General features: G+C 43.9%; 10 protein-coding genes, 1 tRNA gene and 1 pseudogene. 9 read left to right on the forward strand and 3 right to left on the reverse strand.

Features of this window, described 5'->3' with window-relative positions:
- Nucleotides 1-43 precede the first annotated feature (43 nt).
- Together F6J94_RS19790 and F6J94_RS19795 are read right to left on the reverse strand one after the other, a co-directional pair.
- Nucleotides 44-703 (reverse strand): Npun_F0813 family protein, encoded by a 660-nt coding sequence (locus F6J94_RS19790; protein ID WP_293023609.1) that lies wholly within the window; start codon nucleotides 701-703, stop codon nucleotides 44-46.
- Between the two features lie 371 nt (nucleotides 704-1,074).
- On the reverse strand, nucleotides 1,075-1,206 hold the full coding sequence (locus F6J94_RS19795; RefSeq protein ID WP_293023612.1) for a hypothetical protein: 132 nt from the start codon (nucleotides 1,204-1,206) through the stop codon (nucleotides 1,075-1,077).
- Between the two features lie 331 nt (nucleotides 1,207-1,537).
- Here F6J94_RS19795 and F6J94_RS19800 point away from each other — a divergent pair.
- The 3 genes from F6J94_RS19800 (at nucleotide 1,538) to F6J94_RS19810 (ending at nucleotide 4,015) form a co-directional block, all read left to right on the forward strand.
- Nucleotides 1,538-1,610 (forward strand) — tRNA-Arg (locus F6J94_RS19800).
- A gap of 195 nt (nucleotides 1,611-1,805) precedes the next feature.
- Complete coding sequence (locus F6J94_RS19805; RefSeq protein ID WP_071107458.1) at nucleotides 1,806-2,117, forward strand: hypothetical protein; 312 nt, start codon at nucleotides 1,806-1,808, stop codon at nucleotides 2,115-2,117.
- Nucleotides 2,118-2,287: 170 nt separating this feature from the next.
- On the forward strand, nucleotides 2,288-4,015 hold the full coding sequence (locus F6J94_RS19810) for a succinate dehydrogenase/fumarate reductase flavoprotein subunit (RefSeq protein WP_293043573.1): 1,728 nt from the start codon (nucleotides 2,288-2,290) through the stop codon (nucleotides 4,013-4,015).
- A gap of 96 nt (nucleotides 4,016-4,111) precedes the next feature.
- Here F6J94_RS19810 and F6J94_RS19815 read toward each other — a convergent pair whose 3' ends face one another.
- Nucleotides 4,112-4,951, reverse strand: a complete 840-nt coding sequence (locus tag F6J94_RS19815; RefSeq protein ID WP_293043575.1) for a tetratricopeptide repeat protein — start codon at nucleotides 4,949-4,951, stop codon at nucleotides 4,112-4,114.
- Nucleotides 4,952-5,676: 725 nt separating this feature from the next.
- Here F6J94_RS19815 and F6J94_RS19820 point away from each other — a divergent pair.
- From F6J94_RS19820 to F6J94_RS19845, 6 genes and pseudogenes are all read left to right on the forward strand, one after another.
- The gene (locus F6J94_RS19820; RefSeq protein WP_293043577.1) at nucleotides 5,677-6,687 is read left to right on the forward strand and encodes a hypothetical protein; all 1,011 of its coding nucleotides are present in this window, start codon (nucleotides 5,677-5,679) and stop codon (nucleotides 6,685-6,687) included.
- Nucleotides 6,688-6,749: 62 nt separating this feature from the next.
- A complete protein-coding gene (locus F6J94_RS19825; RefSeq protein WP_293043579.1) occupies nucleotides 6,750-6,935 on the forward strand; it encodes a hypothetical protein in 186 nt (61 codons plus the stop codon).
- Nucleotides 6,936-7,494: 559 nt separating this feature from the next.
- Nucleotides 7,495-9,288, forward strand: coding sequence for an SLC13 family permease (locus F6J94_RS19830; protein WP_293043585.1), 1,794 nt, complete (start codon nucleotides 7,495-7,497; stop codon nucleotides 9,286-9,288).
- Between the two features lie 778 nt (nucleotides 9,289-10,066).
- Nucleotides 10,067-11,012 (forward strand): annotated as a pseudogene (locus tag F6J94_RS19835) (IS5 family transposase).
- Nucleotides 11,013-11,741: 729 nt separating this feature from the next.
- Nucleotides 11,742-12,065 carry a helix-turn-helix domain-containing protein gene (locus F6J94_RS19840; RefSeq protein WP_293043581.1) on the forward strand — a complete coding sequence of 108 codons (324 nt, stop codon included), beginning with the start codon at nucleotides 11,742-11,744 and terminating at the stop codon, nucleotides 12,063-12,065.
- A 168-nt stretch (nucleotides 12,066-12,233) separates the two neighbouring features.
- Complete coding sequence (locus F6J94_RS19845; protein ID WP_293043583.1) at nucleotides 12,234-12,800, forward strand: transposase; 567 nt, start codon at nucleotides 12,234-12,236, stop codon at nucleotides 12,798-12,800.
- Nucleotides 12,801-13,188: the final 388 nt, after the last annotated feature.

The raw sequence follows: 13,188 nt of genomic DNA on the forward strand, positions 1-13,188 counted from the left end.
TGCTAAAATATCTATGATTCTTAAGCTTATTTTTAATTGTAGATTATTGCCATAGTTTACTAAGATCACAGTTGTTAAGCCAGTTGATAAACTGAGTTTGCTCCTGAGCTGGCATATCCTGCAAGATATCGCTAACCCCCTGAGCAAAGTTGGTATTGCCAAAATAGTCTTTACCTAAGCGATATAGTTCTTGCAACAGGGTGATCAGATGATGTTCTTCCCAGATAGGAAAATCAGAGTTGGTAAGGGGGTCGATTTTGAGCAATTGTTGTACAGCTTGGTTCGATTGAACCTGGGGAAAGTTTGAATCTATCAAGATCTTGGCGATATCCTTCTGGAACAACCCAGCTTGTCTAGCTCCTAAGAAGTCTTCCACATCCATATACACCGTCTGTAGTAGCAAAAGACAGGCTTGAATGTAGGATACCCTAGTGCCCTCAGAGCTGGGTTCAGTGCCTAATTGATCCAGACGGATTTTTCCCCAAACGCTGTAGCGCTCAGGTTCTTCCAACAATACACAAGCTTTTCCCCGATGATCGGTGAGGTCTCGCCAGAAAGCTATGGCTTCCTCTTCCTGAGTGGCACCAAATACACTGAGCAGGCGAAAGGTTTGCCCCTGGTAATTGAGAATCGGGATTTGCTGCTCCCTCTGTGGGTGCTGAATACTAGAGATTTCAACATCCTGCCTTTTCAAAATAAACATGATACTGGCACATGACTCCTGACCGGGTCAGGGGGTGCTGTTGACGAAGTGTTCTAACCCCCTAGTACTCTGTCAATTTAGTTTTGAGGGTTAGGGCAAAGTCGCACGGTGGCACGGTGGCACGGTGTTAAGTCATACCTAATGCCTAGTAAAAGCGTGCCTAATCCGGAAAAGTATAGTTTACCCCTCAATTCAATTTTGACAGAGTAATAGTCACTATCTCCTGATCAGAATCCTTGTGACAGAGTCTGACTAAGTTCTGATCAGTGACACTGACTATGTACCTACCTTAACTCGGGTTCGAGCTAAGTGCCTTGAGTCTTACCGCTAATTGAGACAAGCAATCGATAATTATTGTGGTGGCTCTCCACTTAAGCCCAAGGCTCTCCTGATACCAAGTTGCGGTCAAACGTACAACTTTCTCTTCCCCCAATCTCCCCATCTCCCCATCTCCCCATCTCCCCCTCCTGGGAGGGGTTAGGGGTGGGTTCCCATCTCCCCATCTCCCTATCTCCCTATCTCCCTATCTCCCTATCCAAGCAATCTACTATCTTTGAATGCAACTCGGTATGAGATCGGGAACGGGTAACGGGCAACGCTTAACGGGAAATGCTTTCTGTTACCGGAGCCATTGTTCCTTTATCCGAAGTTCCCTGTTCCTCCTTGACCTTGACTGTCCCGTTTTAAATTGGTATAATTTTTGGTTATGGTTTACAGATACAGGAGTGAATACCCGCAAAGCGCCTTGATAGGACTAGGTATTAGGCACACAGAGACTGGTACCCGATCACCAGCCAAGCAAAAACAGTTTTTTCTGATGTATGATATAGCTATGCCCTCGTAGCTCAGTGGATAGAGCAAGGGATTTCTAATCCCTGGGTCGTGGGTTCAAATCCTACCGAGGGCGCTCTTTGGTCATTGGTTATTGGTCAAAAGTCGGCTTAATTTGGCTCACAAAATACATAGGACTAAGGATTAATGACTAAATGTAAATCTAAATGTAAACTGATGTTGCGCTCCTCTTAAAAATTATTGAGAAATCCCCCAAACCTGGATGAGACGCATATGCTAAGAAAAATAAAGAAATGTGTCAAGAGATGCCATGGATAACTTACAACGATATCGCATTGTCTGCACCCTAAGCTTTGGTGACATTTATGGACAAATTATGGTTTGGTTAATCGTAATTTTCCTGAGTCTTGCCTCAGCCTTAGCTCTTTGGAGTGCTGACCGCCAAATTTACGCTCTGGCAACTGTCGGGCTGATTTTGGTACTATCTCTGCCCTTCCTGCTCTTTGCCTTCGTGACTACATTGTTAAACCATATTGAAATTGCTCAGATGGAAGAGGAGGAAACCACATCAACAGCTGGAGGCAGAGCCCCTAGACAGAAACCTATTGGGGCGACCGGTTGAAGAGAATCCGGACCATCCCCGGCTTTTTCAGAACCCGGGGAAGGGGAGTTGAGAGCCTCCGTGCTTGAGGAGGGGCGCTTCATACTTTTTCCGCAATCCTAGAGGGTAAATGCCTAGAGGCTAGAACCTAGAGCCTAAAATAGGAATTCGGATTCCATCATACGAGCGAGATGCTAGAACACGATGTCATTATTGTCGGTGGGGGATTAGCTGGATGTCGCGCTGCTTTAGAGATTAAACGCTCTGAGCCTAAGCTGGATGTCGCCCTTGTGGCTAAAACTCACCCAATTCGTTCTCATTCGGTGGCTGCCCAAGGGGGTATGGCAGCTACTCTGAAGAATGTTGATGCTGACGATAGCTGGGAAGCCCATGCCTTTGACACGGTTAAAGGCTCTGACTACTTGGCAGACCAGGATGCAGTAGAAATCCTCACCAAAGAGGCTCCAGAGGTGGTCATTGAGCTGGAACACATGGGGGTTCTGTTTTCCCGCTTACCAGATGGTCGGATTGCTCAGAGGGCTTTTGGAGGGCATTCCTATCGCCGCACTTGCTACGCGGCAGATAAGACGGGTCACGCCATTTTGCATGAACTGGTGAACAATCTCCGGCATAACGGTGTCAAACTCTACGATGAGTGGTACGTTATGCAGCTGATTTTGGAAGAGGGTCAGGCAAAAGGGGTGGTGATGTTCCAGCTCCTAAACACGAAGGTGGAAGTAGTACGGGCAAAAGCGGTCATGTTTGCTACTGGGGGTTATGGACGGGTATTTAACACCACCTCCAATGACTTTGCTTCCACTGGGGATGGTCTGGGAATGTCAGCTCTGGCTGGGGTGCCTTTGGAAGATATGGAGTTTGTACAGTTTCACCCTACAGGCTTGTATCCGGTGGGAGTTTTGATTTCTGAGGCGGTACGAGGGGAAGGGGCTTATCTGATTAACTCAGAAGGCGATCGCTTTATGAGCGACTACGCCCCCAAACAAATGGAACTGGCACCCCGGGATATTACTTCAAGAGCGATTACCCTAGAACTAAGAGCTGGTCGTGGCATTCATCCTGATGGCAGGGCAGGGGGACCTTTTGTTTACCTTGACCTGCGCCACATGGGCAAAGAAAAGATTATGAGTAGGATTCCGTTCTGCTGGGAAGAAGCCCATCGATTGGTTGGTATTGATGCAGTACATCAACCAATGCCAGTACGACCAACTGCCCACTATTCCATGGGGGGAATCCCTGTCAACACCGATGGACAAGTCCATAGTGGTAAAGATGGGTTAATTGAGGGCTTCTTTGCCGCTGGGGAATCAGCCTGTGTCTCTGTTCATGGGGCAAATCGCCTGGGGAGTAATTCCCTGTTGGAATGTGTGGTTTATGGCAAAAGAACTGGTGCTGCGATCGCAAAATACGTCCAAGACCGGAAGTTACCAGACATTGACGAGCAATCCTACCTCAATGCAGCCCAGGCAAAAATCAAAGCCCTTGTGGAAAAATCTGGCACCTTACGGCTTAACCAGTTGCGTCAAGCCTTCCAAGACTGTATGACCCAATTCTGTGGGGTTTTCCGTAACCAAGCGTCCATGGAGGAGGGATTAAACCAACTGGAACAATTGAAACAACAGTACCAGCAAATTTATTTGGATGACAAAGGCAACTCCTGGAACACCGAAATTATCGAAGCCTTAGAACTGCGCAATTTAATGATAGTTGGAGAAATCATTCTGACATCTGCCCTGAACCGACGAGAAAGCCGGGGTGCCCATAGCCGGGAGGATTATCCCCAAAGGGATGATCCCAATTTTCTCAAACACACCCTAGCGTTTTACTCATCCGCAGGTATTGACCTGCAATATAAACCGGTTAGCATCACCTTGTTTGAACCGAAAGAGCGGAAGTATTGATTGTTACTCCGAGACTGCCTCAGTGGTCGAGTTATGAGTAACTAGGGTTACTACTCTGTCTTGGTTACTCATCACTAATCATGGTTTGGCCAATCACTAATTTTCTGGAGTTTCTGGAGTTTCTGGAGTTTCTGGAGTTTCGGCTGCCAACTGTTTGACTTGGTCTTTGTACTTGGCTGGTGCTAGGGATTCAGCCTGGTCAAACAGGGGTTTAGCCTTTTCAGTGTTACCCTGTTCTTTAAAAATCATGGCTTTAGCTAGCACTGGTCTCCAGTCATCTTGGTTGCCTTTGATCGCCTGGTCATAGATAGCTGTGGCTTCGTCATAACGCTTCTGATTCGCGTAAACTTGACCTAACAACAACTGCACAGAAATGACATCAATGCTCCCAGGCTTAATCTCATTGACTTGCTGGGAACTTTTTAAGGTGTCTTGCAGCAAACCGATGGCTGCTTCTGGGCGGTTTTCCTGGGTTAGCAAACTAACTAACCCTTGCAGAGCATTCATATCCCCAGGCTTAGCGTTTAATATGTCCCGATAGGCTTGAGCTGCTCCTTCGCGATCGCCAATTTGTTGTTTTACCTGAGCCAGCAAGACACCATAATCTGTCTGGTCAGTATTGAGTTTGGCTAACTTTTCTAGGGGTTCAATGGTGCCTTTGATGTCTCTGAGCTGCAGCCGTATCTCCAGCAGACCTCTCAAGGCCGTTAAATTTTCTGGTTCTCGCTGCAAGACTAGTTCATAACCCTTGGCTTGAGCTTCTAGTTCTGCTTGCTGCTGGGCAGAAATATTTGGTGTAGCTGTAGGGGTTGCCCCAACAGAGGCGGGATTATCCTTGAAAATATTCCCTAGCAAAGGAATCATCGAAATACCGATAAACGCTAGCACAGCTAGTACTAGCACTATTTTGATCCAGAGACTGCGCTTTTGAGACACAAAACTTTCTTGAACTGTTCTATAAAACGTGAACATCGCGGACAAAAACGTCACAACGAAGCCTGTTTACTTCCTGTTTCAACTAGGACTGTCGGCAGCACCCTATCCACAGGCTTCAAATCGGCTGGAACCCAACCTAATATTGAATTTGAGGTGACAACTTTGTTGCTCTACTCCGTTATTTTCGGGAGATTTAAAACTGATGGCTTTACTCAGTTACCTTTTCGCAGGCTACCCACTCTTGTAGAAGATTATCTGGATGTCAAGCCTAATACTGTTATTGCTTGGTTATTGCATAGGCCCATTGTACCACAATCCCAGAGGAGTTTTGTTGAAAACATGCGTAAAGTTACGCATGCGTAACTTTACGCATGTACTAGATTGCTACTCTCTTCCCATTATGAAACGATTTGGGGGTTTTCAAGTCTCCTCCCATCAATCCCATCTATATAAATACGCTAGCATTAAGGCTCAGTTAAATCGGCTAGAAACCGCTCAGATTAAAGATTCCATAAACTTTGCGGATCTAACCTTTATCTCACTGCATTCTGTACAGTGGGTAGACTAGTACCAAGTGCGCTCACCCTCCAGTTTTTTGGTGGCAACAGTCCAGGATAATTTTTTCTGGAAAGGACACCGGAAAGCTGGAACATGTTGACAAGACAATGCTGCCAATGTCAGTCAAAACCACCCATGGGAATGTGTCTCCGCCGCTAGGAGGTTATATGAATTCGTCTGTGAATGGGCTTCCCGACTCAGCTGAGTCGTCTGGAATCCAACCACCGGAAGTATCCAGTGTGCAAAACCAGCCCCCAGAAACACCAACTGGTGGCTCTCAAGATACCACCAAATCAGCTCCCTTAGCTGAATCTAATGGGACAGTAACTACTCAGGTCTCAAGTAAGGTCTCAAGACAGCACCCAATTCCTGCCCCCAGTGAACCTAGGCAATACCGCGCCATTGGTCTGGTCAATGGCAAATATATGCCTTCCGCAGAACAGTTGACCAGGGGAACACTGGTAGGGGCAGATGGAACCTTGATTGATGCGGTGTTACTCGGTCGGGTCATGAGTTTGGTCAAGAATCACTTAGATCTCAATCAGCCCCACCTCTGGGTTGTCTATCCTCGCATCAGGCAAGCAGACGATAACTTACATGTCCAAATTGTTGGCGTCTGGGAACCAGAAACTCTCGAACCCACAGCTGAAGCTGAAACAACTGACTCCGGAGTTGCTCAGTCCGAAACAGAAGTCGAGACATCAAATGACTCCTCAGAAGCTGAGGCGGAACCGATTCCGAAGGATGGCTATTTTTCCATTCGTGGCGAGGTGATCTACCATTCGCGGGAGAAGGAACAAGTCGTTGTTAAAATTAGGCAATTACCTCGTAAAGAGTCAGATAAGCCTAAGTTTTTCAAGTTAAAGCTTAAGGGTTGCCTGGGAGAAAGGGTCGTTGGTCATTTTTGGGATTTACATGCACAGCTGCAAGCCAATACCCTGGTGATCCAGGAAGGAAATGATATTGGGTTTCTCAACAAAAAAGGACCAAAGAGAAAACCATTTAATAAAAATAAAAAACGTTTTGGTGCTAAAAAGAGTTACCCGAAGCCACGCCCTGCTCGTAAAAAGGATGGCGCGGCTACAGCCACAGCACCCAAACCCCAAAGACCAAGACCGAAACCGATCAAGCGTATTGACCACGGTAGTAAGGGTGATTCCTCTGGGAATTCTGCTTGATGGGAAGTGGAAAATTGCTCGAAGCGTGAGCTACCACGCTTTACTTTGAAGAAGATGGGGGGATGGGGGAATGGGGACGGACATGGAATATCCCCTACTCCCCTACTCCAGAAGCTACCTGTTCCCCTGGCATACTCAGAGCAACCCCCAGGAGTTTATTCAATTTTAATTTAATTGATTTTTTTGTTGGCGGGATGGTAAGATTAACGGTCAACGGTCAACCGTTAACGGTCAACAGTCAACAATAATTGAGAGTTTATTATTAAATTTTTTTAAATAAAGGGTGTCTTAATTTAAAGTTTTAATTAAGGGATATACTTGACTAGATAATAATGAATAATTAAGTTCATAGTCACGGATGAATTCGGGGAATAAAGATTAGTACATGCTTGTTACAAAGTTCCGAAGTTCCGAAGTTACCTTTAAATTAATTTGATTTCCTAAGGCTTATGCTCATTGCTATAACTATAAATTAGTTTGATAAAGGATACGCTAACTAATAGCGTTATTGAATCATTTTGGCTAGTATATGGCGAGATAAATTCCATGGATAGGTAAATTTATCAAAATGTTTGATGGATGTCCATGAGCTACCTAACTAAGGTAGTCTTTTTTGGTGAGAGCGATCGCTACGGCGGTTTGCATAACTATCAGGTACACAGGATTGTTTTCCCACTTCCGACTTCCGACTTCCGACTTCCGACTTCCGACTTCCCACTTCTGACTTCCCAGATCCGCTGTTCCCAGATCCGCTGTTCCCTAAAATCCAGAAATTTGTACCTAACTGAATTGCAAACCGCTGTATCTATGACTATATTTCTAACCCTGAGCGTTGTCGTACTAGCTTTAATCAGTTTCATTAGGGAATGGATGCCAGTGGATATCACTGCGATCGCAGTGATGGTATTACTTATGCTTCTAAAGCTAGTCACCCCAGAACAGGGAATCTCCGGTTTTGGCAACCCTGCCACGATCACTGTGATGGCTATGTTTATCCTCAGTGCTGGGATTGCCCGAACTGGGGCGCTTCAAATCGTGAATGACCTACTGCTGAAGTGGGGAGGCAAGGAGTCAACCCAGCAAATATTTACCATGGGAATAATTGCTGGGCCCATAACGGGCTTCATTAACAATACAGCTGTGGTGGCTGTACTACTTCCTATTGTAGAAGATTGGTGCCGCAAGCAAAGTATTTCCCCTTCTAGGCTTTTGATGCCCTTATCCTTTGTCACTATCTTAGGGGGCATGATCACTACCATTGGCACCTCCACTAATGTCTTGGCCAGTGGGTTGTCTAAACAGTTGGGCTATGGTGATTTCAGCTTGTTTCAATTCACCCGATTGGGGCTAATTACATTCACCATAGGATTGGCATATTTGGCTCTAGTGGCACCCCGACTTTTGCCCAACCGTAAAGTAGCTAGCAATGGTATTGTCACTCAGGACTATAATCTCAAAGAGTATGTCAGTGAAATTGTGATTACACCAGATTCCAGCCTAGTGGGGCAAACCCTACGTGCCAGTGAAATCCAGCGGAAGTTTGATTTGGACGTTTTGGAACTGATTCGCAATGGTAGCCGTTTTCCCCAACCGCTGGCAGATAAGGTATTGCGACCAGGGGATATTTTGATTGTGAGGTCTGGTCGGGAGTGTCTGCTGAGAGTCAAAGATGAACGAGGGATAGACATCTTAGCTGATGTCCAATTTGGACAGCAACCCTTGGAAACCGGTCTTACCTCTGGGGAGGAGGGGATTGCTGAGGTGTTGATCCTGGCTAACTCTAATTTAATTGGCTCAACCTTAAAGGATATGCGGTTTCGGCAACGCTATAACGGTACGGTTTTGGCAATTCGACGGGGACAGGAACTGGTCAGAGAAAGACTTGGAAGAGTTTGCTTGCACTTTGGTGATGTGCTGTTGGTACAAGGTCCGAGGCAAAGTTTGTTGGGATTGCAAACCAGTCGAGATTTGTTAGTGATTGGACAGCAAGATTTAGAAACCCTACGGCGAGACAAAGCAGTAATTGCGATCGCAATTAGTGTAGGGGTAGTCTTAGCAGCTGCCTTTAATGTGCTACCGATTATGGTGAGTGCCTTGTTGGGAGTAGTGTTGATGGTGATCACTGGTTGTCTCAAGCCTGGGGAACTGTACGGAACAGTACGCTGGGATATTATTTTCCTGCTGGCTGGGTTAATTCCTTTGGGAATAGCCATGAAGGAGTCAGGCACAACCGAATGGTTAGCGGAAAATCTAGTGGCACTAGGGGGTAATCTGCCTGGTTATTGGTTGTTAACACTGTTCTATGTGGTTACTGTCCTGATCACAGAGGTGCTGTCTAATAATGCTTCGGTAGTGTTACTATTGCCGATTGCTGTGGAGGTAGCTAAGAGTTTGAGTCTGAATCCTCTGGCATTTATGTTTACAGTGATGTTTGCCGCATCTAATAGTTTTATGACTCCGATTGGGTATCAGACGAATACCATGGTTTATGGGCCAGGGGGTTACAGGTTTTTGGATTTTGCTAGGGTGGGTGCCCCATTAAGTTTGTTGATGGCATTGATTATTCCGCCACTGGTGATTGCACTTTATGGGTTGTCTTGAGTCTCCCCGCTATAAATAAGCTGCTCTTTATTTCCTCCTCATTCGCGCTTTACCTCAAGACAGGGTTGGTTTTTCAAATGAATAATACCAAATCCGGTTGCCATACCCCCTTAATGAATTAAATAAAATCTAACCAAAGACATTACAGACGTTTTAAATTGGGTCAGCTATAAATCTATGAGGTGTGACCCCTGGCGATTTAATTATTAATGGGCTCACGGGGTGACAACAAAGCTCAAACCTAGATAGGTGTTAGGTTTTAGGTTTTAGGTTTTGGGTAAAATGAGCGCATCGGAGTCATTTGTATTTGCCAGCAATTGAAGCAATTTTAACAAGACTTCGTCAATGATAGTTTGAATCAATCCATCCCGTAAGGGCAATCTTCCCTAAAACCTAACCCCTAAAACCTAACCCCTGTAATATTTTCAATTAGCTTGTCACCCCCTGAGATTAATGGGTCAAGCTTACCTAAGGTTTTAGGCAACAGGGAACAGATAATAGGGAAAAGAGAATAGGGAACAGGGAACAAAAATTATCACAATTCCTATAGGGATTGCTATAGCGTTTGTCTTTGAGATGTAAACCTAGGAAGTCTTTTTTTATTGTAAAATAAAATTATGGATTTATTTCCCCTCTTGCCTTTTGCCTTTTGCCTTTTGCCTTTTTCGGCAAGAAGTATTTTTATAACCCAGATACAAAATTTATAGGCTTTGTTGCATAAAGAGTATGAGTTAGCTGCAATAATATGTGAGAGAGAAAAATTTTGCTCGACCCAGCCATGACAGAAGCAAAGACCAAGACCCAATATAAAATTAGGAATTGGAGTGAGTACAACACAGCCCTAAAAAACCGAGGAAGTTTGACCTTCACCGATTGATGAGGAGGTACTTGAGGGATGGTGGAATCCGCACAAGACAGGGAAACGAGGCAGATCACCCCAATACAGTGACATAGCGATCGCGCTCCATGAGTACGATCAGTTCACTGCTGAATTTACCAGGAAGGCAAACCCAAGGATTGATGGAGTCGTTATGCCCGGTTAATGGGGGTGGACTTAGATGTACCAGACCATTCAACGGTATCGAGGCGACTGGGAAAATTAAGTGTAGCAATGCCCGTCATAGAAAGGAATTTGCCACGGCATGTGGTGGTGGATTCCACAGGTATAAAAGTGTATGGGGATGGAGTTTGGAAAGTGCGTCAACATGGTGTGAGCTTTCCGTCGCAGTTGGCGAAAGCTTCATCTAGGGGTGGATGAGAGCACAGGGGAGATACTTAGTGCCCTAGTAAGTACCAATAACCTCAGTGACGATTCCGCTTTATCGGAGGTGTTGGACGCCATAGAAGAAAATATTGAAGCAGTATCCGCAGATGGAGCCTATGATAAGCGCAAGTGCTATGATGCCATCAGTTCTCGAGGTGCTCAGGTCAATATCCCCCCACGTCATGATGCTCAATATTGGCCACAAGAGGGGGACAACCATCCACGCAATCAGAACCTGGTGCGGATTGAACAAGTGGGTCGAAGCCAATGGAAACACGAGAGTGGATACCACCGTCGCTCATTATCGGAAACAGCGATGTTTCGTTTCAAGGTGATCTTTGGCACTAGTTGTTCTCGTCGTACTTTCGATAACCAGGCTGTAGAACTTTTACTGGCCTGTGCTGCCCTCAATCGTATGACCCATTTAGGTATGCCTGATAGCTATGCCCATGATTCTTAAGAGTTCTCCTGAGAGGCAGGGCTGTTTCATTTTCAATAAAATAGAAGATAATTAGAGATAATTAGTCTTAAGTCCAAAAAATGAGGATATACCTCAAATTATGGCTCATTTCACGCTCTTGCTGCCTTGATTGAATCAAAGCCATGTGCTCGAATCAGGGTTAAAACCCAGGTTTTGAGCAAAGATAAGTTTTTTGGAGCAAATCCTGATGTTTGGGGACTAATATCTTCTTCATAGATGACGTCCTTTACCCAATGAAGAGAATTTTCAATGAGCCAATGTCCTCTAATTCCATCCATCAAACGACAGGGTTATTTCATTCTGGATCTAGGTAACGAGTTTACAGGCTTTCAGCCATCGCATACCTGAATTATCGAAGGCTGAAACGACGTATCCTCGTCAATGCATAAAATATTGCAATTTAGAATGAAACAGCCCTGCATCAAACGACGAGATTGAGGTGATTTTGAACTCATATAATAACTAATAAGTAGTGGGACAAAAATAAACAGTACTGTATGAAGTTTTGTAAAGAAGAGTCAGCGATAGGCTTAACCGCACGCTCCGGGAAAGCCAAGTGCGGTTAAGTCGTATAGCTTGAGGATCAGAGGTGGAAAAATAAATCAAGTATAGATTGCCGACTCCAATCCAATAAAAATTAATCTTTTTTTAATTTTTGGGCTCAGCCAATTGTGAGAGTTTTAGAGAAAGACTTGGAGTCAGCGATCAATGTCATCTCCCCCTTTAAGAGTATTTTTAACTAAGGCTCAAGACATCACTTTATTGGAATTAAGTAAAGCTGACAAAATTCCCCAAAGAACAAGAGATAGGGCTTCAGCCCTGGGACTCTCATCTATGGGATGGAAAGTGAAAAAAATAGCGATTTATTTGAATTGTTCAATTCAAACAGTTAGAGAAATAATACATAGATGGGAAAAGAGGGGATTAAGCGGATTGTGGGATGCTCACCGGTCAGGAAGAAAGAAGAAATGGACGACAGAAGATAAGCGCAATAATCGAGGAAAAATTAGACACAGAGTCAAGAGCCTATAGCAGTAATCAGCTTTGTAATTTTCTAGAAAATGAAAGAAAAATTCATCTAAGTCAGCGTCATCTAAGAAGAATTATAAAAAAAAACTATATAGATGGAAAAGAACGAGAAAATCTCTGAAAGGAAAGCAAAATAGTCAGCAATTAGTCATCAAAAAATCGGATTTAGAAATGCTGGAAATATCAGCAGCAGTGGGAGAAATTTGTTTAAAATATTTAGATGAGTCCGGTTTTAGTTTATGGGCGGAAACCTTGTACACTTGGATGAAAATTGGAAGTCAAAAAAGAATTGAGCAGGGGAAAAAAAAAGGAAAACGATTAAATATATGTGGACTATTAGAAAGAGGAAAAAGTTTTGAGTATGGATTGACTTTCAAAAGTTTTAAAAGTGAAAGTTATATCAAATTAATGAATTGGCAAGCAGTACAAGCAGAAGAAAGATTAAAGAAAACTGGAAAAATAACTGTTGTTGTTCAAGACCAAGGTTCTATTCATACAAGTAAATTAACGAAATCTAATTATGAAAAATGGGAGAGTCTTGGACTCTATATATTCTTGTTACCTAGTTATTCTCCTGAACTCAATCGAATTGAGAACGAGTGGCAACGACTGAAAGAAGATGAATTAGCTGGTCAAATGTTTGAGGATGAATACGAATTATCAGTCGCTGTAATGGCAGGTATTCAGACGAGACAAAATCGGAATGGATTGGCGGTCAAAAGATTTATATTTAATTAAGTTTTGAGGTTTATTTTAATAAAATGACTGGATAATTAATGACTCTCATGTGCTAAGGATTCTGTCATTTTACTTCGGTCTGGTTCTAGTTATATTGAAGTAATTTAATTTGTTTCATGGCCGTTTTTTTTGAATATTTTTGCGATTTTTAACTGCTCTAGGTCTTGCTTTTTGAAAATTGACATCGGGTCACGTAATGTTAGACTTATCACTCCTTTACAAAAGTTAATACAGTTCGATTTATTTTTGTCCGACTACTTACTTTTGAATGGTTCATTACCACGAGTTCCACTGCGTTTAAAGTTACCGTAAGGTAGTGGAGCCTTAATCAACAAGTTTTAACCCTTCTATGCATAGCCTGTCAACCATAAAGGCTCCACAACAATCA

This window comes from Moorena sp. SIO1F2, assembly GCF_010672755.1.
Lineage (GTDB): Bacteria > Cyanobacteriota > Cyanobacteriia > Cyanobacteriales > Coleofasciculaceae > Moorena.

Bases quoted from the DNA above. Each gene is read 5' to 3' on its own strand.
- F6J94_RS19790 (WP_293023609.1), bottom strand. From the start codon at position 703: ATGTTTATTTTGAAAAGGCAGGATGTTGAAATCTCTAGTATTCAGCAC.
- F6J94_RS19795 (WP_293023612.1), bottom strand. From the start codon at position 1,206: ATGGGGAGATGGGAACCCACCCCTAACCCCTCCCAGGAGGGGGAGATG.
- F6J94_RS19805 (WP_071107458.1), top strand. From the start codon at position 1,806: ATGGATAACTTACAACGATATCGCATTGTCTGCACCCTAAGCTTTGGT.
- F6J94_RS19810 (WP_293043573.1), top strand. From the start codon at position 2,288: ATGCTAGAACACGATGTCATTATTGTCGGTGGGGGATTAGCTGGATGT.
- F6J94_RS19820 (WP_293043577.1), top strand. From the start codon at position 5,677: ATGAATTCGTCTGTGAATGGGCTTCCCGACTCAGCTGAGTCGTCTGGA.
- F6J94_RS19825 (WP_293043579.1), top strand. From the start codon at position 6,750: ATGGGGGAATGGGGACGGACATGGAATATCCCCTACTCCCCTACTCCA.
- F6J94_RS19830 (WP_293043585.1), top strand. From the start codon at position 7,495: ATGACTATATTTCTAACCCTGAGCGTTGTCGTACTAGCTTTAATCAGT.
- F6J94_RS19840 (WP_293043581.1), top strand. From the start codon at position 11,742: ATGTCATCTCCCCCTTTAAGAGTATTTTTAACTAAGGCTCAAGACATC.
- F6J94_RS19845 (WP_293043583.1), top strand. From the start codon at position 12,234: ATGCTGGAAATATCAGCAGCAGTGGGAGAAATTTGTTTAAAATATTTA.